The organism is Blautia sp. NSJ-140, from assembly GCF_022868965.1.
Classification (GTDB): Bacteria; Bacillota; Clostridia; order Lachnospirales; family Lachnospiraceae; genus Blautia_A.
In genome coordinates this window covers 54,236-75,507 of the sequence record NZ_JALIFS010000006.1, presented here as the reverse complement: position 1 = coordinate 75,507, position 21,272 = coordinate 54,236, and the positions used below count along the sequence as shown (strand labels likewise).

26 protein-coding genes and 3 pseudogenes are annotated in these 21,272 nt (G+C 43.3%); 12 read left to right on the top strand and 17 right to left on the bottom strand.

Annotated elements, in window-relative coordinates:
• Nucleotides 1–17: 17 nt before the first annotated feature.
• On the bottom strand, nucleotides 18–257 hold the full coding sequence (locus MUB50_RS08700) for a DUF6061 family protein (protein ID WP_006859036.1): 240 nt from the start codon (nucleotides 255–257) through the stop codon (nucleotides 18–20).
• Nucleotides 258–559: 302 nt separating this feature from the next.
• Nucleotides 560–703: a hypothetical protein gene (locus MUB50_RS08695; protein ID WP_009274458.1), complete on the bottom strand. Its 144-nt coding sequence runs from the start codon at nucleotides 701–703 to the stop codon at nucleotides 560–562.
• 278 nt (nucleotides 704–981) lie between these two features.
• On the opposite strand from MUB50_RS08695, the gene MUB50_RS08690 reads away from it, so the two are divergent.
• Together MUB50_RS08690 and MUB50_RS08685 are read left to right on the top strand one after the other, a co-directional pair.
• Nucleotides 982–1,830, top strand: coding sequence for a tyrosine-type recombinase/integrase (locus MUB50_RS08690; protein WP_118085135.1), 849 nt, complete (start codon nucleotides 982–984; stop codon nucleotides 1,828–1,830).
• Nucleotides 1,827–3,002, top strand: a complete 1,176-nt coding sequence (locus MUB50_RS08685; RefSeq protein WP_118085134.1) for an IS91 family transposase — start codon at nucleotides 1,827–1,829, stop codon at nucleotides 3,000–3,002. Before MUB50_RS08690 ends, MUB50_RS08685 begins: the two co-directional genes overlap by 4 nt.
• Nucleotides 3,003–3,540: 538 nt before the next feature.
• Here the strand turns inward: MUB50_RS08685 and MUB50_RS08680 are convergent.
• From MUB50_RS08680 to MUB50_RS08670, 3 genes are read right to left on the bottom strand one after another with little or no spacing between them, the layout of a single operon-like run.
• Entirely contained in the window at nucleotides 3,541–3,837 is a 297-nt protein-coding gene (locus tag MUB50_RS08680) for a DUF3847 domain-containing protein (protein ID WP_009274457.1), read from the bottom strand.
• A complete protein-coding gene (locus MUB50_RS08675; protein ID WP_009274456.1) occupies nucleotides 3,830–4,171 on the bottom strand; it encodes a hypothetical protein in 342 nt (113 codons plus the stop codon). Before MUB50_RS08675 ends, MUB50_RS08680 begins: the two co-directional genes overlap by 8 nt.
• Nucleotides 4,168–4,356, bottom strand: a complete 189-nt coding sequence (locus tag MUB50_RS08670; protein WP_003020302.1) for a hypothetical protein — start codon at nucleotides 4,354–4,356, stop codon at nucleotides 4,168–4,170. Before MUB50_RS08670 ends, MUB50_RS08675 begins: the two co-directional genes overlap by 4 nt.
• 483 nt (nucleotides 4,357–4,839) lie before the next feature.
• Here MUB50_RS08670 and MUB50_RS08665 point away from each other — a divergent pair, with 483 nt between their 5' ends.
• Complete coding sequence (locus MUB50_RS08665; RefSeq protein WP_003020299.1) at nucleotides 4,840–5,646, top strand: helix-turn-helix domain-containing protein; 807 nt, start codon at nucleotides 4,840–4,842, stop codon at nucleotides 5,644–5,646.
• Nucleotides 5,647–5,739: 93 nt separating this feature from the next.
• On the opposite strand, the gene MUB50_RS17050 is transcribed toward MUB50_RS08665, so the two are convergent.
• From MUB50_RS17050 to MUB50_RS08610, 11 genes are all read right to left on the bottom strand, one after another.
• On the bottom strand, nucleotides 5,740–7,041 hold the full coding sequence (locus MUB50_RS17050; protein WP_003020289.1) for an MATE family efflux transporter: 1,302 nt from the start codon (nucleotides 7,039–7,041) through the stop codon (nucleotides 5,740–5,742).
• Nucleotides 7,034–7,468: a MarR family winged helix-turn-helix transcriptional regulator gene (locus MUB50_RS08655; protein ID WP_009274453.1), complete on the bottom strand. Its 435-nt coding sequence runs from the start codon at nucleotides 7,466–7,468 to the stop codon at nucleotides 7,034–7,036. Before MUB50_RS08655 ends, MUB50_RS17050 begins: the two co-directional genes overlap by 8 nt.
• Before the next feature lie 116 nt (nucleotides 7,469–7,584).
• Entirely contained in the window at nucleotides 7,585–7,962 is a 378-nt protein-coding gene (locus MUB50_RS08650) for a TnpV protein (RefSeq protein ID WP_009274452.1), read from the bottom strand.
• Nucleotides 7,922–8,194: a helix-turn-helix domain-containing protein gene (locus MUB50_RS08645; protein WP_009274451.1), complete on the bottom strand. Its 273-nt coding sequence runs from the start codon at nucleotides 8,192–8,194 to the stop codon at nucleotides 7,922–7,924. The genes MUB50_RS08650 and MUB50_RS08645 overlap by 41 nt, the downstream gene beginning before the upstream one ends.
• Before the next feature lie 155 nt (nucleotides 8,195–8,349).
• Entirely contained in the window at nucleotides 8,350–8,508 is a 159-nt protein-coding gene (locus MUB50_RS08640) for a Maff2 family mobile element protein (protein ID WP_055156893.1), read from the bottom strand.
• A gap of 245 nt (nucleotides 8,509–8,753) precedes the next feature.
• Nucleotides 8,754–10,598 carry a VirD4-like conjugal transfer protein, CD1115 family gene (locus MUB50_RS08635; protein WP_244802533.1) on the bottom strand — a complete coding sequence of 615 codons (1,845 nt, stop codon included), beginning with the start codon at nucleotides 10,596–10,598 and terminating at the stop codon, nucleotides 8,754–8,756.
• On the bottom strand, nucleotides 10,595–11,071 hold the full coding sequence (locus MUB50_RS08630; RefSeq protein WP_244802532.1) for a PcfB family protein: 477 nt from the start codon (nucleotides 11,069–11,071) through the stop codon (nucleotides 10,595–10,597). Before MUB50_RS08630 ends, MUB50_RS08635 begins: the two co-directional genes overlap by 4 nt.
• 45 nt (nucleotides 11,072–11,116) lie before the next feature.
• Entirely contained in the window at nucleotides 11,117–11,932 is an 816-nt protein-coding gene (locus MUB50_RS08625) for a hypothetical protein (RefSeq protein WP_005361071.1), read from the bottom strand.
• A 17-nt stretch (nucleotides 11,933–11,949) separates the two neighbouring features.
• A complete protein-coding gene (locus tag MUB50_RS08620; RefSeq protein ID WP_015542959.1) occupies nucleotides 11,950–12,366 on the bottom strand; it encodes a DUF3846 domain-containing protein in 417 nt (138 codons plus the stop codon).
• Nucleotides 12,363–13,193, bottom strand: coding sequence for a hypothetical protein (locus MUB50_RS08615; RefSeq protein WP_040446570.1), 831 nt, complete (start codon nucleotides 13,191–13,193; stop codon nucleotides 12,363–12,365). The genes MUB50_RS08620 and MUB50_RS08615 overlap by 4 nt, the downstream gene beginning before the upstream one ends.
• 18 nt (nucleotides 13,194–13,211) lie before the next feature.
• Nucleotides 13,212–14,603: an LPD1 domain-containing protein gene (locus MUB50_RS08610; RefSeq protein WP_330637656.1), complete on the bottom strand. Its 1,392-nt coding sequence runs from the start codon at nucleotides 14,601–14,603 to the stop codon at nucleotides 13,212–13,214.
• A gap of 169 nt (nucleotides 14,604–14,772) precedes the next feature.
• Between MUB50_RS08610 and MUB50_RS08605 the strand changes: the two are divergent.
• The 5 genes and pseudogenes from MUB50_RS08605 to MUB50_RS08585 all read left to right on the top strand — a co-directional run.
• A pseudogene (locus MUB50_RS08605) lies at nucleotides 14,773–14,979 on the top strand (site-specific integrase); the annotation flags it as partial.
• The gene (locus MUB50_RS08600; RefSeq protein ID WP_118411515.1) at nucleotides 14,969–15,289 is read left to right on the top strand and encodes a plasmid mobilization protein; all 321 of its coding nucleotides are present in this window, start codon (nucleotides 14,969–14,971) and stop codon (nucleotides 15,287–15,289) included. The pseudogene MUB50_RS08605 and the gene MUB50_RS08600, both read left to right, overlap by 11 nt.
• Nucleotides 15,290–15,414: 125 nt before the next feature.
• Nucleotides 15,415–16,437 (top strand): AAA family ATPase, encoded by a 1,023-nt coding sequence (locus MUB50_RS08595; protein ID WP_237949107.1) that lies wholly within the window; start codon nucleotides 15,415–15,417, stop codon nucleotides 16,435–16,437.
• A 67-nt stretch (nucleotides 16,438–16,504) separates the two neighbouring features.
• Complete coding sequence (locus MUB50_RS08590; RefSeq protein ID WP_055060781.1) at nucleotides 16,505–16,744, top strand: hypothetical protein; 240 nt, start codon at nucleotides 16,505–16,507, stop codon at nucleotides 16,742–16,744.
• Nucleotides 16,745–16,935: 191 nt separating this feature from the next.
• Complete coding sequence (locus MUB50_RS08585) at nucleotides 16,936–17,169, top strand: hypothetical protein (RefSeq protein ID WP_244802531.1); 234 nt, start codon at nucleotides 16,936–16,938, stop codon at nucleotides 17,167–17,169.
• A 291-nt stretch (nucleotides 17,170–17,460) separates the two neighbouring features.
• Here the strand turns inward: MUB50_RS08585 and MUB50_RS17190 are convergent.
• A pseudogene (locus MUB50_RS17190) lies at nucleotides 17,461–17,592 on the bottom strand (helix-turn-helix domain-containing protein); the annotation flags it as partial.
• Nucleotides 17,593–17,771: 179 nt separating this feature from the next.
• Between MUB50_RS17190 and MUB50_RS17180 the strand changes: the two are divergent.
• The 4 genes and pseudogenes from MUB50_RS17180 (at nucleotide 17,772) to MUB50_RS08555 (ending at nucleotide 21,242) form a co-directional block, all read left to right on the top strand.
• Nucleotides 17,772–17,891, top strand: coding sequence for an Arm DNA-binding domain-containing protein (locus MUB50_RS17180; RefSeq protein WP_243164920.1), 120 nt, complete (start codon nucleotides 17,772–17,774; stop codon nucleotides 17,889–17,891).
• Nucleotides 17,892–17,898: 7 nt separating this feature from the next.
• Nucleotides 17,899–18,231: pseudogene (locus MUB50_RS08565) on the top strand (tyrosine-type recombinase/integrase); the annotation flags it as partial.
• A 477-nt stretch (nucleotides 18,232–18,708) separates the two neighbouring features.
• Nucleotides 18,709–20,025 (top strand): aminomethyltransferase family protein, encoded by a 1,317-nt coding sequence (locus tag MUB50_RS08560; RefSeq protein WP_118625252.1) that lies wholly within the window; start codon nucleotides 18,709–18,711, stop codon nucleotides 20,023–20,025.
• Between the two features lie 11 nt (nucleotides 20,026–20,036).
• On the top strand, nucleotides 20,037–21,242 hold the full coding sequence (locus MUB50_RS08555) for an MFS transporter (protein WP_173715791.1): 1,206 nt from the start codon (nucleotides 20,037–20,039) through the stop codon (nucleotides 21,240–21,242).
• Nucleotides 21,243–21,272 lie beyond the last annotated feature (30 nt).

Genomic DNA, 21,272 nt, shown 5'->3' with positions numbered 1-21,272 from the left:
ACTATCTCACTTCTTGCTTAATAAAGTTCTAATGAATCTTCTGTATCCACCCACATCTGTAAATTGCCATCAAGATATAATCTTGCATATTCCAAAGGCTCATCCACAGCCAATGAAGTAAGCGCACATTCTGATCCATATGTGGTTTTTAAATTTTTTTCAGCTTCCCAGCAATCAATGCGAAGCATATATCCAGCACTTGTGTAAACATCAATACTATCGTGGTTTATATTATATTCTGCATAAATTGTTCTCATCGTATCTTATCTCCATTTTCTTTTGATAATCAGTTACAGAGTTAAATATCGAAAACATTTCAATCAGTTCACCATGTCGTTATTGTTATATGTTATATTGTGTTATGAAATTTTCTTTCCCTTAATTTTTCCCATATTAAGGTTCATGAAAAGCAATGGGAAAATGTAACACAAGGGAAAGAGTAAGGGAAAGTTCACTTGCTACAAACTTAGTATTTTCAAGGGTTTGCGAAGAATTTGATAATCAAATATAACAGTTATTAAATTTCCTAAAATATGTGAAATATCAACTGGAAGTTATTTTACTTGCGTTCTATAAATCCTATGATTGAAAAAATCAATCCTACAATCCCAATTCCGATAACGAGCAGCCCCATTCCTGATGAGCAAAGAGAAATTATAATGGCAAAGAGTAGTATTGCAATACCTAATCCAATTTTCTTCATTGTAAATCCTCCTTTACAAATGCCGATTGAACAAAATCGCTGCGCGATGGCCTGCCAAGGCTGTGGCGCAGTTTTATTTTTATTAAAAAAGCAGTGGAATTACTTTCCATAATCCGTTATTGTTAAGTTACCACACGAAACAACTGAACTAAGAAAGCTCCACTGCCTATGATAAGAATAACATTTTCCAGTCTCTTCCGCAATCGGAATTATGATGCTAACGCACCTCCGAATAGGTAGATGTAATTATTAACACTACTTATTCTGGAGGTTTTATTATGTATAAAGATATTTTTGAATCCATCCGCAATGAAGCGGAAAAACGTAACCTGCGTGAAAGAACTATTCAACTGTATTGCTCTGATGTCAGTTACTTCCTTCGTTGGATTGGAAAAAATGTTTCTGATCTTACACTTGAAGATGCGGAAAGTTTTCTCACTGCCAAACGTCTGGAAGGAAGGTCTCCTGAAACTCACAATCACTATCGGTCTGCAATCAAGTTCTTATATAAAAAGGTGTTGAAGATTCTCTGGGATGATGACACTGTTCCGGCTATGAAAAGAGAGCGAAATCTTCCTGCTGTTCTATCCCGCGATGAAATAAATGCAATCATTGACGCCACTCCGAATCTGAAGCATAAAGCGATTATTGCAACTATGTATTCTTCCGGATTACGTGTATCAGAGGTTGTTCATCTTCATTATGATGACATTTCACGTACCAACATGACAATTCATGTTCGTGAAACCAAAGGCAGAATTGACAGGTATACAATTCTGTCTCAAAAAAATTTAGACCTTCTCACAGAGTATTGGTACAAATGTGGTCGCCCTAAAGATATCCTTTTCCCAAGTTCCTGGTCCGGTGGATATCTTGATATAGCCAGTGTTAACCAGTTCTTTAAGAAAAGTGCTAAACTCGCCGGCATTAACCGTCATGTTTCCTCTCATGCGTGCCGTCATAGTTTTGCCAGCCACCTATTCGAAAGTGGCACAGATATAAAATATATCCAGTCACTTCTGGGACATGTTGATCCTCGCTCTACAGATGTTTACCTTCATGTGAGCAACAAGACACTTCTTGGAATCCGCAGCCCGTTCGACAACCCGGAAGGTGGTGAATCATGAGTAAGGATTGTACGATTCAGGATGTTTTTCATCGTTTTTATCCATCTTTTGAATCCACACATAGTATTTCTCCCGCTCAGCGAAAGGCCGCTTATCACATCATGAATTGCAAAACCGGTGCCTTTGGTGTGAATGTAAGCGTATGCGAGGACTGCGGCTGCATGTCAGTCCACTATAACTCCTGCCGTGACAGATGCTGTCCTATGTGTCAGGAGTTTCCAAAAGAAAAATGGGTAGATGCACGGCGTGAGGATATCTTAGATGCTCCTTATTTCCATGTAGTTTTTACAGTTCCAGAAGAACTTAATCCCATTATCTACAGCAACCAGAAATTCTTATACACTGCTCTTTATCATGCGGCTTCAGATACTCTCAGTGAACTTGCTGCTGATAGTAAATATCTTGGGACTGATATCGGCTATATTTGTATCCTCCATACATGGGGAAGCACCATGAATTTTCATCCTCATATCCATGCGATTGTTCTTGGTGGAGGGCTGGATGTGAAAAATCATTGGAAAGACAACGGGAAAGAGTTTTTTCTTCCGATTAAGGTGATCTCCAAAATATTTCGTGGAAAATATATGGCTGAACTTAAGCAGCTCTGGGAAAATGACAGGCTTGAATTTCATGGATCGGCTGCACCTTACAAAAACTACTATACTTTCAAGGAATTGTTAAATACCTGCTATACAAAGGAATGGATTCCTTATTGCAAGAAACCATTTGACGGTGCCGAATCTGTCATCAGATACCTTGGAAAATACACCCACCGGATTGCTATCAGCAACTACCGTATCAAAGACATGACAGAATCTACAGTTACTTTTTCCGCTAAAGATTACAAAAACCAAGGGCTTTGGAAAGAGATCACCATATCCAGCGAGGAATTTATCCGTCGATTTTTAATGCATGTTCCTCCAAAACGTTTTGTACGTATCAGGCACTATGGTCTTCTTTCATCCAGAAATAAGAAGAAAAAGATTACCCTATGTAGAAACATCCTTGGTTGCAAAAAATATATTTCCAAGCTGAAAGATATGGATGCACCTGCCATTATCCGTCTTCTTTATAATAAAGATATATGCAAGTGTTCTTCCTGTGGTGGTAAGATTATTCCTCTGTCTACAGAACAACATTTTATAAAACCAAAACCACATATGCTCTGTTAACGTATCATAACTGTATATTTTTTTAGCTTCTTTAGGGAGGCTTATTTCTGGTGTCATAATATAGGACTGAATTATAAATTCTATGTGTTTCTATGTGTACATGCTATCCTATTATAAATAGAGTGTCATAATTAAAAGTCCATATAGAGTTGACGCACTTTGTTCAACCAGAAAAAATCGAAATTGATGCAAACGAAAGGGCAGTTAATGAAAAGTCTCCATACTGCTTTTTCGTTTGCACCACCTTCGATTCTTTCCTTAACGATTTGTTGTCATCTTCATTATACTTCATTGGCTATCGAAAAGATAGCATATTTTATGAAACTTGTCGGCTGGGAACAGCTTGCAACGCAAGGTGTCCCCAGATGGCAAGTACACAAAAGGGTAGCTGGCGGCAGCCAGCGCAGGGGAAGCGTAGCGTCCCCTGTTTGATTTGAAGCAGACCATGACTGCGGAAAATCACAGCCCTCCGGCGAGGAGCCTTCGGAGAACGCAATGCACCAACCTCTGGGTGGTGTATAATTGCGCCCTTAGTAAACTAAGGGGTTTCCGGCTTCTTCCGTTCCAGCAGTTTTTTCAATAGTTCCTGTGTGTCCTGCCTGTGAAAAATGAGTTTCAACAACAGCATGATATCATCATCTGTCAGGCGTTCCGGCTCTTGCAGAAAACTTTCCAGCATACCGCCACGGGTACAGAGCCGGTGCGTCCGTTCCTTTCGGGTAAGCTGTTTCAACTGGTGCTGCAATACCTTTTCATCATTGATGGCTTTCCGCAGTTTCTTTTCGCTTTTCTCCAGCTTCTGGTTTAGCTTTTCCAGCATTGAGGTATCAGGCAAAGGCAGCGTCCTCCTTTCCCGGTATCAGCACATAAATTCGGTTTGGTTCTCCAATGCCCTGACGCACCCGCATGATAAGTCCGGCGATTTCCAGTTCATTCAGAGAACGCTTGACTGTCATGGAGCTGCGGGACAGGACTGCGGCAATGGCTGTAACAGGGAAGCAGACAAACAGGATTCCGTTTTCGTCCTCCTGCCCTTTGGACAGCATAGCGTCCAGCATCTGGCAGTACATGACCTTTGCGGTGCTGCTGACTGGAAATCCTGTCAACGCCCTGGGAAAAGGCATACAGGGCGGCAAGGGTGTGTCTATCGTCATAAATTCAAAATTCATTCGGTGTGTTCCTCCTTTTTCTTTGCTCGTTTGGATAAATAACGGGGGCAGTCAATCACAACCGCCCGGAAGCTCTGCTTGCACCCATGCTGGCATTTCCGGCATAATTCGTTGTAAGTGACACGCCCCCGGTCATTGAGGTAAAAGGAAAGCTCCTGTTTCCTCTTTTTGCTCATTCTCGGCATATTGCGCTTCCTCCCGTTTTTGTGTATGGTTTCGGGGCGATTTTCGGAAAAATTACAGCCATAGAGCCGCCTAAAATCTCCCGAAGTATCAGCGATAGGGTAGGCTATCCCCCTATCAGATTGTCGTGTTTCGGTATCATTTCGGTGTCAGTCCGCCAGTTCTCCCCGGTGTCGTTCCTCCCCTGAATCTCACAGCGGCGTATCGCTCCCTTTGGTACGCTCGTTTCGGTCAGGGTTCCTCCACATCCCTGCCAAAAGTCATGGCACTACATCGCCGGGGAAGCATATCCCACACAGGCTGGTCATTCGATTGGAATAATCCATCGATGAACTACCTGTATCATAGAACATTTTTGTGCCCTGTGCCGTATGTCCACAAAGTAGGAATTAGGAGTAAAAATCAGAAATTTCCACGATTGCGGAAAGTGTGATATAATCCAGTTAAGCGGCAGCAATGAAACCGCCGGAAAGGAGTGTGCGCCCATGAAAGGAGCAACAAGCATACAGGAACGCCTTTGGGAACTCCGCAAGGACAAAGGCTTAAATCTGGAAGAACTATCAAAGCTGACGGGTATTTCCAAATCTGCTCTCGGAAGTTATGAAAAAGAGGATTTTAAGGAAATCAATCATGGCAACCTTATCACGCTGGCAGACTTCTATGGGGTTTCCGTTGATTATCTACTGTGCCGGACAGAGAACAGGGAGCAGATCAACACGTCATTGACGGAGCTGCATTTGAATGATGAGATGGTTGCTCTCCTGAAAAGCGGTCGGATTAACAACCGTCTGCTCTGTGAGCTTGCCACACATAAAGATTTTATCAAGTTTCTTGCAGACATTGAGATTTATGTGGACGGGATTGCCACCATGCAGATTCAAAATCTCAATGCACTTGTCGATACCGTCCGGCATGAAATCATTGAACGGTATCGCCCCGGCGAAGATGACCCGCATTTGAAAGTGCTGCAAGCCGCCCATATCAGCGATGATGAATATTTCAGCCACATGGTTCTGGATGACCTCAATCTCATTATCCGGGATATTCGGGAAGCTCACAAAAAGGACAGTGAGAGTGCGCCCCAGACCACCGTTGCCGATGAACTGAAAGAAAATCTGGAAGCGGTCGAAAATTTCAAGGGCAGTCGGGATGAAAAGCTCGTTGTCCTTTACTGCAAGCAGCTCGGTATCAACTATAAAAATCTGTCAGATGAAGAATTTCGCTGGCTCATTCGGATTCTCAAAAAATCAAAGAAAATGGGAACGCCTATCAGCCAAAGGAAAAAACGGTAAAGAAAAACCGCTGTTGCATGGTTTGTTAGCTTCCATGTAGCAGCGGTTTTTACTGTGGTTATTCAGTTGAAAATCAGAACGATAAACTGGAAGTTATCGATTTCTTTGTGCGCTGTATCTAACGGACAGCACAATGCTTACTGATGCGGTAATGACCTTTGCAAATACGGCGCTCCACCAAATCGTGATTTGACCGCCAAACACCGGCGGCAGCATCAGCATCAACACCAGCATGATGATGGGTTCGATAAAGGTCAGAACATAGGACAGCACACTTTTTTCGGTTGCGTAGAAAGCCGCCGCGGAAACTCGTGTGATGGCGTCAAACGGAACCGACACAAGGAAGATCGGCATGACCTTTATGACCCCTGCGTTTACCTCGGCAGATGAACCGAACAGTAGTCCAATCTTTCCACGGAGCAGGTAAATCAGAATCGCACTGATTACCGCCAAAACCATGGAAAATTCATACGCCAGCGTTTTGGTTTGTTTGAGCGATTTTTCTTCGCCTGCTCCGTAGAACTGACTCATGAGCGGCTGGCTACCATCACCGACACCCTGCAAAAGAAGATAAACAATGCAGATGATATAGGAGATACAGGCATAGGTGGCGATAGCCTCCTGTCCGCCATAATAAACCGAAAATCGGTTGATGATCACAAGAGAGATATTTGGGGCAAGGGTCAAGCCAAATGGAGCAAGTCCGATTTTTAATATCTGAAATGCCGTTTTCGGGGTATCAACAGGTGCGATTTTCAGAGTGAGGTTCTTTTTGATGGCGCAATACACGAGTGCAACCGCCATGGTAACTCCCTGCCCAATAATGGTCGCCAATGCCGCACCGTACATGCCCCGTCCAAGAACCCACACAAAAGTATAGTCAAGAGCAACATTGGTAGCAAAGCCGCAGATCATAGCGATCATTGCCCACAAAGAACCGCCGTAATTACGCATAAACGGAACCAGTCCGGTGCCGAACACCTGTAAAATCGCTCCAAGGGCAATTACCTTGATATACTCATTTCCCAGAGTAAGCAACTCGCCCGATGCACCAAGGGCAGAAAGGATTTTCTCTGAAGTGAAGAAAACGGTGACAGTCAGGACAGCGCTGAAAAGAAGCATCAGCCATGTTGCACCGGCAACGAACTCCCGTGCTTTTTTCTCATTTCCTGCTGCTTTCAGAATGGAGTATTTGACTGAACCGCCCATTCCGATTCCTGTCCCTACGGATTGCAGGACCGCCGTGATGGGATATGCAATGTTGATTGCGGAAAGTCCGGCATCCCCGATTGAGTTGCCTACAAAGAAACCGTCAACGATGGCATACACCCCGGAAAGCGCAAAGGATAACACGGACGGAATCACATACTGAAAGAAAGTCCGCTTGTTATTCACTGCCCAGACCTCCTCTCAGCTCTCTTTCAAAGAGAAGATTGAAAAGGTCAAGAATTTCACACATGGCTTGGAGCCGTTCGTTCCCGATTGTTCTATAAACCTTCTCCTCGGCTTTTCGTAAAGGCGCAATCATTCTGTGGGCGTATACCTGTCCGCTTTCAGTCAAGACGATCCGCTTCTCACGTTTATCGCCCTCGCTGGCCTCCAACAGTAAATAGCCCTTCTTTTGAAGTGCGCTCACGACCGTATGAACCGTCTGTTTTTGCATACCGAAATTCTCTGCGATCTGCTTTTGCGTCAGTTCTCCCATGGATTCCAGCGCATACAGCACCATCATTTCCGGGTATCCGATGCCAAGTACTGAAGCTGCTTTTGTATATAGCGCAGTGCTTTTCGCCCACGCAACGTTAAAATGATTGTTTTCCATAAGTCCTCCTCTTACAAATAGTATTTACAAATACTATTATAGTATATTGTAAGGACTATTGTCAAGGGCGTATGGAGCAAAAAATTCTTATTTGTCATAATCATTCTACCATACCGTTATGAATAAATCATCTCTTGCAAAATAATTTCTTCTGCCCGGTTGTGAATGTTATTGCAACGCCGCACCCATTCCATTTGTTGGGTTCGTTTCAATTCCTCGGTCACGCCCTCGGCATCTTTCATCTGCTCCATGATGGTGTCTAACCGTTCCTGTGCCTGTTCGTTCAGGTCTGCAAGGTATGTCCATAACTCCCCTGTCAAGGTCAAGGTGTTCAATTTGGCTGGGTGGACTTCTCTTAAATACTCCCGGTGCATCCGTCCGTACTTTCCGATAGGGCGATGTTCCTCCGGCAGCTTCAAATCTGGGATATAGTAATCTCCGACAAGGATATAATCAATTCCGTTTTCCGTTATTCTTGGTTTCAATTCGCTCATGCTCCTTACCTCCTGTGGAAGCAGGCTCGTCTGATACTAACTCAATCACATCGGTAATCTCACAATTCAGCGTTTCGCAGATACGGGCTAATGTATCCATGCTGATGTGCTTTCCCTCTTTGCTCATGTTGGCAATCATATTCGTTGTCATACCAGCAGCAAGCCTTAAATCTTCTTTTCTCATATCACGCTCTAACAGTGTATGCCAGAGTGGTTTATAGCTGATGTGCATATTGCTTTCCCGCCTTCCTATCCATACCACCGGGGCGGCTGCCCCGGCAGGAACTTTTCTCTTATTATAGCACCAATCTTGTGAAATCACAATTTATTCTTGTGGACTGCCGCTGATACCGTCTGGATTGTGCTTTTCCTTTCTTTTTGTTCCCTTTAATTAGCCATGAACTGCTTGATCCCCTGGGATTTTGCACCTGGGTTATCATTTCCGTAACCTTCGAGAAGGTTTACAACACCCCATGCGCCCAGACCTGCGCCCAGGGCGATCACAAGGATCTTCAAAGTATCAATCGCGCTTGCAAAAAATGCCATAATGTTCCTCCTTTAATTTCAGAAATTTTAATTTGTGATATGGCCGTATCAGGCCGGAAACAAAAAAAGTCGCCGCACTGTTTTTAGAAAAAAATCTGTTTCAAACAGCACGGCGGCATGGGGCAGGAAGAATCCTGCGGTTATTTACTTTTCAGGGAGAATCACGAATCCTCAAAAAATCCTCCTTTCATCGTGACAAAAACAAAGCCTGCCGGGGCATCATGCTTTGACAGGCAGGAACAACTCTATAAAGTCTGGGAAGCCAGATCTTCGGCTGTGACTTCATAATTGCGGTATCGTTCACCGGGACGCATCGGCATCCGGGTAGAAAGAAACTTTTCGATATTAAAAGCGTTCTTCTCATTAAAATCGGAAAGCAGTTTGTAATTTGGGTGTTTGGTTATATCGTATTTCCGGGAGAGGAACGGCCGCACACCCCTGATCTGCAGCAGACATTTGCCCCCGTCCATAACTGCCAGTTCATCCACCGACATCAGATCCTTTCCCAGCTTTTGAAAATTTTGTCCGTGGGATTCCTGATTGCCCTTTGTGACACTGGTGTTATACAGGTCGATGGTCTCTTTCCCCAATAGGGAGTTCCAGCTTTTTAAGGTGGTTTCTTCTTTGCCTCCTAAGAAAAGAGAGGCGTCACAGTTACCGATGACGGTGTCCATGTTGTCTTTATACAGGGCTTTGAGCTGGCTTTGCGCCTGCAGCACCAGGCAGGCAGAGATCTCACGGCTTCGGATGGTCGCCATAAGACGCTCCAGGTTCGGGATCTGCCCGATATTTGCCGCCTCGTCGATCAGGCAGCGTACATGGATGGGAAGCCTTCCGCCATATATATCATCTGCCCGTTCGCACAAGCGGTTAAACAAAATGGAATAGATCAGACTGATCAAAAATGCAAAGGTCCCGTCCGTATCACTCATAATAAGGAAAAGAGCAGTCCGTTCATCCCCCAGCATATCCAGATCCAGTTCGTCATACATGGTAATTTCCCTGACTTCTTTAATGTCAAAAGGAGCCAGTCTGGAAGCACAGGAAATAAGGATCGACTTTGCTGTTTTTCCGGCAGCGAGCTTATATTTCTTATATTGACGCAGGGCAAAATGATCCGGGTCTTTTTGTTCCAGCGCGTCAAAGAGAAGGTCAACGGCATTTTTGAACGATTCATCATCCTCACGGACCTCCATTGCGTTCAGCATTTCTACCAGTGTGGCAAAATTCTGTTCGTTTGCCGGGGCTTCATAGTAGATATATCCGATCAGTGCCGTATAGAGCAGGGTTTCTGCTTTGACCCAGAAATCGTCTCCGGCTTTTCCTTCGCCTTTGGTATTGGAGATCAGAGTCGTGACGATTTTCAAAATATCTTTCTCGGAATGAATGTAGGCGAATGGGTTAAAGTGCATACTTTTCTGAAAATTGATCGTATTGAATACCCGTATTTTATAGGGCTCATAGATGATCTTTCCTTTTTCATTCCGCACAGGCTTTCCGTCCTTGTCCAGCTTTGGCGTGCCTCGCTGTAACATCTTTCCGCATTCCACAAGGACTGTACCTTTCGGATCGGTGACGACGTAGGAACTGTGCATTTGCATCAGATTGGGCTTGATGAAAAAGCGCGTTTTTCCCGAACCTGATCCTCCGACTACCAGTACATTTTTATTTCTTGCATTGGCCGGATTTTTGGGCCTTCCGTTTAACATCAGTCCTTCACTTTGGGTAAGAATGATATTGTTTTCCGGCTTTGGGTCCATAAACGGGGCAATATCGGTTTTATTTCCCCAACGAGCTGAACCGTATTCCACATTTTTGCGGTATTTCTTAGCGTCTTTCCCTCTAAGATAGACTGCCAGCCGCATAATGGCTGCACCGCATAAACCGATCAGCCAGTCCATTGCCGCCCCCGGCCACATACTCTGAAACGCAAGGGCAAAGCCTTCGGACAGTCCTAACAGCTTTTGGGAAGCGTCTGCTCCGGGAGCCAGACGCACCGCCTCGCCCAGCTTGGCAAATACCAGAAGGAACAGAACATAAGGCAGATGGAGAATGACCTGTTTTTTCAATGTTTCTGCATCGATCTTCATCGTTCCGGTCCTCCGTGTTCTTTGTTCTTTACACGGTCACGGCCAAGCGACTGCGCCAGTTCTTTGAACTTATGAAGCTGTGTAAGCAGCGACGGTCTGGTGCTGTGTGTAAGGTCTTTCTTCGTATATTCCTTAAAAGCTGCCGTCAGTGCATCTGCCTGGTTTGCCTTGAAATATACCGTCCATTTTGGGGGATCGGTCCCAAGTTCTTTTTCTATATGGTAGCGTACCTGATGTTTCCTGGCATACCGTTCAAAAGAGCGGATTCGCCCTGAAACTTCAATGGTATTGGCTCCGGGGTCTTTATAAGTCAGCCGCTTCATGCTGTTGCGCCCGACTTTTGGCATTGTGCGTTCCTGTTCCATCTTTTGGAGTACCGCAGCAATAGCCGCACGCAGTACCCGCCCTGACAGTTTTGCTGCCTGTATAGAAACAGAAACCGTTCGTTGTTCGAGATCTTCCTGCAAGAGCATCCTCCTTTCTGATAAAATCGGTATTTATAATATGGAAATAACTTTTTACCGGCTTTCCCCAAGAACCTGCTGTCGGGAAGCGTGTTCAAAGGCTTTTGCTGCCTGATCGACCTGAATTTTAGCATGTTTCAAAAGCGTCTTGATGATCGTAGCCGGGCGTTCCTGTTCCTCCAGATGATCGACCATCCCTTTGCACTCATCCGGGAGGTATGCCGCCATATCTTTCAACACATCGGAAAAGTTACCCATAAAGCCCCAGCAGCTATCCGACAGCTCCCCGTTTTTATAAAGCTCAAACCCATAACATTCGCCACGCAGATAGGAATCATAAGCGGCGACTTCGCTGCGCATCAGTGCGTCCGCTTTCTGCCGGATGGCGCCGGTCATCTTGTCAGCGTCAAATTCCTTTAGGGCATCTTCTTTGGAAACATAGATCCAGCCGACCTGTCCGCTGTCCCATTCTGCATGAGGAGCCCTGCCTGAGAAACTTTCTGTACTCATGGCAAGACCTGAGTGGTCGTAGAGATAGAGGGGGAGCATCAGATACTTTTCCGAAATTACTTTCTGCATTGCTTCATCGATCGCCCGTTCCTCTGTCTTTGGTCCATGCCGGAAACGGCTGCTTACAATGTTTACCATCCGTTCATAGCGTTTCATGCCGGCTTCATCATGTCCTACGGTATCTAAATACATTTCCCGCAGGAAGTCATCTTTGTCCATATGGTTGTGATGGTCGCCCAGCGCATAGCGGGGATGAAAGCATACCATCGTCCCAAAATGTTCATCTACCTCACGGGGAGAGATCAGAATATCGTCCGGCTGCACCATAAGGGCATAAGGTTCATTTACTGCCATTAACATAATTGGCTCCTTTCTTTCTACAAATCCGGGCCGGAATGGTGCATCATCGGTTTTTCCCGGCGCTCATTGGTTGCAGGCTGCTTGACTGCAATGATCTCGCCGGCAAGCCTTGCAAATTTTTCAGGGTACTTAAACTGCTCCCCATATTTCTCCATCAGATCCGGGGAAAGGTCTGTAAAATTTTCCTCGCCAAGACCAACGATCAGAAAATTCCCGGACACAATATCATAGATGTGGCCGTCATCGTCAAAGAGAGCCCGGTTCAAAGGCAGCCCCATCAGCTTGCCTTCTTCATTGCAGATCAGAGCCACCGGGTCCTCATACGGATAGACCGCCTGAATATCTCCGCCCACTGCCGCCTGCAAGGATTTCAGACCACTTTCGATCTCCGCAGCATAAGGGGACTTGCCCGGCTCTACCATTAACACTTTCATAATTGTATATCCTCCTTCTTTTTCATTGCCGTACCGGGAGTGGTTGGCGTTTTTTCCTGAGTTTTTGCCACAGAGAGCTTCCCCAGGACGGAAGGCTTCTCCTGGTTTTCGGGTGTAAAAATACCGCCCTCCGAAACCTCGGCGGCGGCATGTTCCGTTTTGGCCTGTTCCAGTCCTTCAACCGTATAGCCAGGTAAAAGAGTACCGTGAACCATAAAATGGTGCTCATATTCTTTCGGGATCGGCGGGGAAATTTCCGTGAATAAATGGGAATAGGCTTTCTTTCGCCCGTCCAGGTATTTTATGGCTGCGTTCTTATCTGTATATCGTTTCTGGTTTTGTCCGGCAATCTTTGCTCCATATCCCTGCTTCGGGGAATGAATACGGACTTCCCATGTCACATACCAGGCAATCGGAACACTCTGTTTGGTTTCTCTGTCATATTTCGTATCTTCCCAAATACTGCAGGTCATCTGATAGACCCGGTTGCTGATTTTCTGATCCGCCCTCCAGTTATCGGTGTCTTTCCACTGGTTGCCGGTATGTTCAATCTCCGGTGTACGAAGATATTCCAAAGCCCGGTTGATCGTCTGTGTTGCCGCTGCCTGCTGTTCCCATTGTTTTGCAGCAGCCACCACGATTTCATAGGCTTTCTGCTCCCCGTCGATACTTCCCTGGCGCATGGCTTCCAGGCTATCTATTCCCATTGTGATCAGAGTAGAAATATCCACATTTTCACAAACTACGCTGTGTTCAATTTTAAGCTCTGATCCCGGCGTCAAGTGGTCGCCATACCGGTAGGCATGATAATCTTTATTTTCTTCCAAAATGCTGTTCACCTCCTGCTATATTTCCGGCTCGTGGTTTTTTCTGGAAAACGTCTGTGCCGGTGATTTTTTATCTGCCGGCCTGTTTGCCGCAAGCTGATCCATCACGGAAGGACGGCCGACGCCGAACATGGATAGCTGCCCGTCCGCCGCCTCACGAAGTTCAGAAACAGAGAGGGGAAGCGTTACATCGGCATGGGTCAATAGCTGTTCCCGTTTCAAATCCTGAATGATCTCGTCAAAAACAGCGTTGATTGCACGGCGTTCTTCCCCCACAGGGAAGGCTTTCAATACCTCCATTTCTCCGTCTTTACCGGAAACCAGGGTAAGGGCACAGTCGGCATGGCCTGCCAGATAATCCGATGTGTAGGGCAGTTTGTCCTTGATATAACAGGCAAAGGCTCTGGCTGTCATTTCCACATTGCTGTCCCAATAACCGCCGTCTTTTTCACATTCTTTTCCCATGCGTACCGAATTACGGTAAAAATCAGTTTCCGTCCGTCCAATCTGCGGAGCTTCCTGCGCCTGCATCCCGGAAAGCATACGCTCAAAAATTTCCAGCCGTTCCCGTTCACTTTTGGGAATTACCCGGCCGGTAACATTCTTCTTAAATGCGCTGATCTGTTCCACAGAGCCGGGTTCGCCGGACAAAAATGCTTCCCGCAAGACTGCGTAGGTTTCCATCTGTTCCTCATTGCCATACCGTTTCAGAGAGGCAAGAACCGAGGAATCCAGCCAGCTTGCCGCATTTTTCCGGGTGCGTTCTGTTTGTGCTTCCGTGCGCTTTGCTGCCTGTTCCGGTGTTTCCGGTTTATACTTCATGGTGTCAATGAGTTTTTGGAACGGCGCATAGAGGCGGGGCTGTTCTGACAGCATCCCTTTTGCTCTCATCTTTGTACCAAGATAATCGTCAAGTCCATGCCACCATTCATGTGCCAGGGAACCGGCCCCGTGCATTTTTGTAAGATTGATGACTGTACGCAAAGGTTCATAATGAGCTGCAGCATTGCCGCTGCCTCTTGCACCAAAAGCGATAGCAAGTGTTCCCTGATAAGCAATATCTTTATCGCTGATCTTAAGGGCTGACGCCAGATCCTTTAGTGCTTCAAATCCCATGTTAAGGGAGGTCTGCCGGTCGTTCTGGTTCATCCAGTTTCCAAACTCGCCGCCGCGGAATCCAAATGTATCAAGATAATGCTGTCCGGTGATCTCCACACCATTCCGGTAATCCGGGCCGGTACGTTTGACATGGGCGAGCTGGGGAGGGACAAACCGGATTTTCCCATTTTTGTTCCTGCCTTTGGCAAGTTCCTGCACCCATTTCAGGGCAGCTTCTTTGGTTTCAAAATTGGTCCGCAGGATCGAATAGCCTTTTGTCACATAGTAGGTACCGAGTTTCCAGTCAGACATAAAGCCGGACCGCTGGCACTATTAAATTTTGTCGTTAATAAAACAGCCTCCTTTTTTCTTTATAGTTTTCGTCAATTTTCAACTTGGAAAAGGAATTGAATAAAAGACGACAAACGCTCAAACCCCTTGAAAATAAAGGCTTTTTCTGTTTGTCGTTATTATACCGTAACGGCACAGTCATGTATCTTTACTGATCAATATGGGATATACAGCTCTGGCAATTGGAAAAAGAGTTGGTCATTCAGCAGAAAAGATCACTTACCGTTATGCACACCTGTTTCCATCGGTACAGTTGGATATGGCAGAGCAATTAGATGCGGAAAATATGAAGGAAGAACCGAATGAAATGGGAGGAGGACTTGCAAATGTCAGCTAAATGTCTGGATCAACAGGGACGTTGGAGAAATAAGGTTGTAGCGTTTCGAATGTCACCAGAGGAAGATGAACTTCTGGAAACAGCAGTCCGCTTATCAGGATTGACGAAACAAGAGTATATTATCCGGAGATTACAGGAAAAAGAGGTTGTAGTAACCGGGAATCCGAGAGTGTATAAGGCATTGAAAAATGAACTTGCAAAGGTATTGAATGAATTGAAGAGTATGAAAAAAGGAGAAAATGTGTCAGAAGATTTACTGGAAGTAATTCAGTTGATTACAGTAACGATGGATGGAATGAAAGATGAATAAAAATGCCTTTAAGTGTCGGCAAACACCTAAAGGCAGGGATTTGGTAGAATACTCTTCCAAAATGTTTCTATGAGTATTCTATCAAAATCCATTCTTTCTTTCAACGGGAAAATATGGAGGAACTGATGGAAAACAAAGTAACAGAAGCAAAGAAAACAGTACAGAAAAGAATGGAGCCGAAATTGAAGCTTATCAACATGGATAAGGTAGAAGTTGAACAGATTGAATGGCTGCTCTATCCATTTATCCCATATGGGAAAGTAACGATTATCCAAGGAGATCCGGGAGAAGGAAAGACTACAATGGTACTTCAGATCATTGCAAAACTGACCAGAGGAGAAGCAATTCTTCCGACAGTTTCATTAACTGATGATAAAGAAAATGCCGAAGTACCTGTAAATGTGATTTACCAGACAGCAGAGGATGGTTTGGGAGATACCATAAAACCCAGATTGCTTGCTGCAGGTGCAGACTGCTCCAAGGTGCTGGTTATTGATGATACAGACCAGCCATTGACAATGGCAGATATCCGGCTGGAGGAGGCAATTATACAGACAAAAGCAAGAATGGTTGTGCTTGATCCAATTCAGGGATTCTTGGGAGCTGAAGTTGATATGCACCGTGCAAATGAGATTCGTCCGCTGATGAAGCGCATTGCAGTGCTGGCAGAAAAATATCACTGTGCGATTATCTTAATCGGACATATGAACAAAAACAGTAACGGAAAATCTTCCTACCGTGGACTTGGATCCATTGACTTTCAAGCAGCAGCAAGAAGTGTCCTGATTGTTGGCAGAATCAAGGAAGAACCAGAAACGAGGGTGGTGTGCCATACGAAAAGTTCTTTAGCACCAGAAGGAAAATCTATTGCTTTTCGATTAGATAAGGATAATGGATTTGAGTGGATTGGAGAATATGATATCAGTGCAGACGAGTTGCTTAATGGAGATGGCAAGGGACAGAAAAGCCGGAAAGCGAAAGAATTTCTGCTTGAGATACTGGCAGATGGTGGTATGTCACAGAAGAAAATATTAGAAGAAGCTGCGAAGCGTGGAATCAAAGGAAAAACGCTGAGAAATGCGAAGTCAGAACTGGAAGTAGATTCGATAAAACGGGGAAATCAGTGGTACTGGGTGCTGCCTGAATAGAAAGGGAAGATGGCAAGGTGACCATATCTTAAGAAAAGGGCATCTTGCCACCTTGAAAGGAGATAGGATGAAAAACAGAAATGTGCAGATCCCATACGAGTTGTTCTTTCAACTTTTGCAATATTTTTTGATGGAAAACTATGAAAGCGAAGAAATAATTCGGCAGGGATTGGAAAGAAAGTTGGATACAATGGTCAACCGAGAATTATACAGCAAATATAAAACTGCACCGACAGAGGAAGAACGGGAAAAATCCCGGCAGGAATATCTGGACAGGCGGGGAATACCAGAGAACTTTCGATGGTAAAGATTTTCTCTGATTGCCTTATTGCAGGAGCGTGTCACGCACCTGTAGATAGCAGACAAAGGAGAGGGATGATAAGGCGCAGACGGAACGTTATGAATATATTGACAATTTGTTTGGAGCTGAAAAATTGTAAAGGGGGCCCTAAAACAGGGCGCCCTATGGAAAACGATAAATGAAGGGAGAATGTCACAATGAGAGAAGGAAGATTAGAGAAATATCTTGAAGGAGTTGACAAACAATATGAAAAAAATGAAGAAATGATTCGGTCGGATATAAAAGAAGCAAAAAATTTTGTGGGAGAAATAGTTGATTTATGGTCTAAAATGAATTGGAAACAACGGATAAAAGTTGTAGGTGTTTTGTTGGCATTTATAGGTTTCTATGTGCTTCTTATATGGATATCAACATTATTGAGCAATATATAAATATATATATATTTGTTTTTATGTAAATGGGTACAATTTGGGTACAGCAGCTTTGAAACCACATTAACAAAAAATAAAAACGCATCAAAATGATACGATTTTGATACATGATAACATCAGATTAACCAGTATTTATGCGAGTTTCAAACAAATTTGCTTAGTATCTGGAAACAAAATGGCAACATTTTGTGGTTATTCGGCGAATAAAAATTTTATTTCATAACGTATATAAAGAAACCTTACTGATTTTCAGAAGTAAAAAACTGAATATCGGTAAGGTTTTCTTTTTCCTTATTTTTCTTTTTTAGTCAATTCTTTTACGAGGTAATCACTCAATTCCTGAGATGGTATCTTGGCACGTTTCTGGTAAGTATCCAGTTCCGGATACTTATATCTCCATTCATCATATTCTTCCTTGCTGATTAGAAGAAGTTGCAGCGGAACTGGGAGTTTCCAAGTCTTATGCTTATAAGATTGTCAAACAGCTAAATGAAGAATTACAGAAGCTGGGTTATCTTACGGTAGTTGGCAGAGTAAACACTAATTATTTCCGCAAAAAAGTATGTTACAGCGAAATGTAAGAGAAAGAGAGGAGAATTTGTATGAGTATTTACAAAGATAATGTCACTGGGAAGTGGCGGGTGGTCTATCGTTATACTGATTGGACAGGAGAAACGCACCAGCCATCCAAAAGAGGATTTCCTGCAAAACGAGAAGCTTGAAACGCATACACTACGGATTAACAAGTACTATCAGAGACTGCACCGGGAAGATGTGATTACACCGCCAAAGACATTAAAAAGTAATCGAACCATTAAGATGCCGCAGTTTTTGTGTGATGAGATGCAGGATTACCTGAAAATGCTGTATGAGCCGAAAGAGGACGAACGGATTTTCACAATTTCCAAATCTTATCTGCATCATGAAATGAATAGAGGCTCAAAAATATCTGGGGTGAAGCGAATCCGTGTGTATGATTTGAGACATTCCCATGTATCGTTATTGATTAATATGGGATTTCCGGTATTAGCAATCGCAGACCGAATGGGACATGCATCAATCTGGCGGTGCTGATTCACGTCGATCACGATTTAGTATGGATATGCCATTGGTTAAATATATAAAATTTTTGTTGAGGTTTCAAAGAGATTTGATTGAATAAACGATATATCAATTATGAAGAGGTCATAAAAACTTTGTGGTATTTTAAAGTGAATCAAGAATAATAGATGAATGTATTTTTTATAAGATTATCTAATCGGGTTAAAAATAACGAAAAAGGTATTAGTAGTTGAATCATATAACCAATGACAAAGATGATCAATCGTTTTAGAATATAAATATCAAATGTGACTGTTCAGGCGCCGACGGTTAAGAAAATTTGAGTAAATAATTGTGATGCAAGATTAAAAAAAGTGGGATTATTTCTTATCATTACAACAGCAAGATTTCACTGGGCTTTATCAACCCGGACTATGCAAAAGAGGGAACAGAGCTGGGAATGATTTGGGATATTAGCGGAATAAGGAGGAAAGTGTAGTGAAGGATTATATTGGAGCGAGAGTAGATTATGAACCCAAGTATAAAGATGTTTTAACCTATTTTCAGAATATTGGGAATCTTTATACTTGGGAGGCTGATCCTTGGTATGAAACTTGTAAATCGTGGGCAGAAACATGTTATATTCATGCAGGGATTAGTGGGGCTGAAATTACATTCCAAGGAAAAGATGCACAGGCGTTTCTCTCAAAACTTTGTATGAATAACATTAGCAAATGGAAAAACGGAAAAAATAAACATTTGGTTATGCTTGATGAAGAAGGATTGATAGCAGCTCATTGTCTTAGTATGAAAGACGACGATAATACATATCGGATTACGGCTGCACTTCCATTTGCAGCAATGAAACTGTTGGAGACTGGTGCTTATGATGTGAAAATGACCATGCGTGATATCTTTGTCTTTCAATTTTCAGGACCAAAGTCATTAACAATTATAGAAAAACTTACGAATACGAATCTTCATGATCTAGCATTTTTGCAATTTCGTAAGGTAAGTATTCCGGGACTGAATATTGAAGTGGAAGTGAACAGGGTTGGGATGAGTGGAACACTTGCATATGAAATTCGTGGTTTAAAAGAAGATGGTCCCAATGTATATCATGCGGCTTATGAGATCGGAAAACCTATGGGATTAAAGAGGCTTGGATGGCGGAGTTATCCGGTGAATCATGCTTTTGGAGGATATCCGCAAGTTACGGTATCATTTGAGAGCGCTTCCTATAAAGATCCGAAGGTTGTAGAAATGTCACCTGCAAATATTTCATATACTGGAAGTGTTGAACCAGAGAATCTTCGTGCACGTTTCCGGACGCCGGTAGAGGTTGGCTGGCAATGGATGGCAAAATTGGATCATGACTTTATTGGAAGAAAAGCTCTTGAGAAAGAAATGTCAAATCCTCAAAAGATGATTGTATCTTTAATTTGGAATCCGGAAGATATTTTAGATGTACAGGCATCTTTGTATAGAGAGGGGGAGCCTTATAAGCAGATGGAGTATCCTTGTTGCGTTCCGGGCATGTGTGGAGGACATCAGGACTATGTTACCACAAGGGATGGCAAGGTTATTGGTTTATCCAGTAGTGCGGCATATAGTTCCCATTATCATAAAATGATTTCTGAATGTACCATAGATATGGAATATGCCAAAGAGTGCGAAGAAGTGATTGTAAAATGGGGCGATTATGGAAAGCGTATAAAGGATATCCGTGCAGTAATTGCAAAATTTCCATTAAATGATCTGGTTGAGAATAAAAATTATGATATTAGTTCTTGTCCGTATGGCTTTGAAGAATGAAGGGAGTTTCCATGAGTAAAAAAAATAGAAAATGGCTGGTATTTACGATTATGTGTCTTGCATATATGCCGGGAAGTTATGCACAATACCAGTTATCCGTGTATGCCTCGGAACTAATACAATCTTTTGGACTTACAACATCGCAGTTTTCATCTTTATTTACGGCGCCTATGATTGTAGCAATTTTCTTGAGTTTTGTAGGAGGAATGATTTCTGACAAGGTTGGTTCAAAGAAAGTCATTAATATTTCATTTGTTATAGCTGGAATTGGAATGATTGGGAGAGTTTTTGCAAATAGCTATATGCCATTTTTTCTTTGCATGGCATTAACCGGTTTCTCCAATATGTTTGTCAATATTAATGCATCCAAGATTACTGCAAGTTGGTTTGAGCAGGAAAAGCTAGGAATTTTGATGGGCATATTTGGATTTTGCGGACAACTTCCGGGAGCCTTTGCGACAGCAACGACGGCAGTTTTGTTTGATAGCAGGACATCTGCTTTTATTGTATCAGCAATATTCTGTATTAGTGTATTTGTTTTATGGTTGCTTTTTGTGAAAGATAAGCCAGAGGATACAATGGAAGAAAGGGAGAAGATAGATCAGGAAAATCAACCTTCCATTGGGGATTCTCTTAAGGTAGTACTTTCTAATAAAGGTGTATGGCTGGTTTCTATTTGCATTATGATGGCTCTTGGCAGTACGGTAACTTTATCCACTTTTATGCCGATGGCATTGCAGACCATGTATGGAATAGATATGAAAGTATGTGGTACGATTGCATCTATGTTGACATTGGGAAATTGTATTGGCTCTATTACAGGTCCCATTGTATTCTCTAAAATCAAAAATGTTAAAGTGTTTGTATCAGGAGCTGCCGTGTTGAGTTTTGCCGGAATTATTATGTGTTGGAGATTTCCGTCCATATTCGTTTTACACATACTGGTTCTTTATACTGGAATTATGCTTGGAGCGTCAATGCCTATTTTCCTTTCCGCACCGGTTTTGTTAGAAGGACTTGGAACTAAATATGCAGGAAGTGCGGCGGGTGTCATCTCTACATTACAGCTTCTTGGAGCTGTTTTGATTCCAACTTATATCTTAACACCGATTGCGGGAGAAAATTATAGTTTGTTGTTTATGCTTGCATCCATATGTATGGTAATTATGTTCCTCTGTGGGCTGTTACTCCCTCAGTTTGGAAACAATCAAAAGTAAGAATCACAAAATAAATGAAAATCTTCCTAT

What these genes read in the sequence shown, in the direction of transcription:
- MUB50_RS08700 (WP_006859036.1), bottom strand. Translation starts at nt 257, where the DNA reads ATGAGAACAATTTATGCAGAATATAATATAAACCACGATAGTATTGAT.
- MUB50_RS08695 (WP_009274458.1), bottom strand. Translation starts at nt 703, where the DNA reads ATGAAGAAAATTGGATTAGGTATTGCAATACTACTCTTTGCCATTATA.
- MUB50_RS08690 (WP_118085135.1), top strand. Translation starts at nt 982, where the DNA reads ATGTATAAAGATATTTTTGAATCCATCCGCAATGAAGCGGAAAAACGT.
- MUB50_RS08685 (WP_118085134.1), top strand. Translation starts at nt 1,827, where the DNA reads ATGAGTAAGGATTGTACGATTCAGGATGTTTTTCATCGTTTTTATCCA.
- MUB50_RS08675 (WP_009274456.1), bottom strand. Translation starts at nt 4,171, where the DNA reads ATGAATTTTGAATTTATGACGATAGACACACCCTTGCCGCCCTGTATG.
- MUB50_RS08670 (WP_003020302.1), bottom strand. Translation starts at nt 4,356, where the DNA reads ATGCCGAGAATGAGCAAAAAGAGGAAACAGGAGCTTTCCTTTTACCTC.
- MUB50_RS08665 (WP_003020299.1), top strand. Translation starts at nt 4,840, where the DNA reads ATGAAAGGAGCAACAAGCATACAGGAACGCCTTTGGGAACTCCGCAAG.
- MUB50_RS08655 (WP_009274453.1), bottom strand. Translation starts at nt 7,468, where the DNA reads ATGGAAAACAATCATTTTAACGTTGCGTGGGCGAAAAGCACTGCGCTA.
- MUB50_RS08650 (WP_009274452.1), bottom strand. Translation starts at nt 7,962, where the DNA reads ATGAGCGAATTGAAACCAAGAATAACGGAAAACGGAATTGATTATATC.
- MUB50_RS08645 (WP_009274451.1), bottom strand. Translation starts at nt 8,194, where the DNA reads ATGCACATCAGCTATAAACCACTCTGGCATACACTGTTAGAGCGTGAT.
- MUB50_RS08640 (WP_055156893.1), bottom strand. Translation starts at nt 8,508, where the DNA reads ATGGCATTTTTTGCAAGCGCGATTGATACTTTGAAGATCCTTGTGATC.
- MUB50_RS08635 (WP_244802533.1), bottom strand. Translation starts at nt 10,598, where the DNA reads ATGAAGATCGATGCAGAAACATTGAAAAAACAGGTCATTCTCCATCTG.
- MUB50_RS08630 (WP_244802532.1), bottom strand. Translation starts at nt 11,071, where the DNA reads ATGCTCTTGCAGGAAGATCTCGAACAACGAACGGTTTCTGTTTCTATA.
- MUB50_RS08625 (WP_005361071.1), bottom strand. Translation starts at nt 11,932, where the DNA reads ATGTTAATGGCAGTAAATGAACCTTATGCCCTTATGGTGCAGCCGGAC.
- MUB50_RS08620 (WP_015542959.1), bottom strand. Translation starts at nt 12,366, where the DNA reads ATGAAAGTGTTAATGGTAGAGCCGGGCAAGTCCCCTTATGCTGCGGAG.
- MUB50_RS08610 (WP_330637656.1), bottom strand. Translation starts at nt 14,603, where the DNA reads ATGTCTGACTGGAAACTCGGTACCTACTATGTGACAAAAGGCTATTCG.
- MUB50_RS08600 (WP_118411515.1), top strand. Translation starts at nt 14,969, where the DNA reads ATGTCAGCTAAATGTCTGGATCAACAGGGACGTTGGAGAAATAAGGTT.
- MUB50_RS08595 (WP_237949107.1), top strand. Translation starts at nt 15,415, where the DNA reads ATGGAAAACAAAGTAACAGAAGCAAAGAAAACAGTACAGAAAAGAATG.
- MUB50_RS08590 (WP_055060781.1), top strand. Translation starts at nt 16,505, where the DNA reads ATGAAAAACAGAAATGTGCAGATCCCATACGAGTTGTTCTTTCAACTT.
- MUB50_RS08585 (WP_244802531.1), top strand. Translation starts at nt 16,936, where the DNA reads ATGAGAGAAGGAAGATTAGAGAAATATCTTGAAGGAGTTGACAAACAA.
- MUB50_RS17180 (WP_243164920.1), top strand. Translation starts at nt 17,772, where the DNA reads ATGAGTATTTACAAAGATAATGTCACTGGGAAGTGGCGGGTGGTCTAT.
- MUB50_RS08555 (WP_173715791.1), top strand. Translation starts at nt 20,037, where the DNA reads ATGAGTAAAAAAAATAGAAAATGGCTGGTATTTACGATTATGTGTCTT.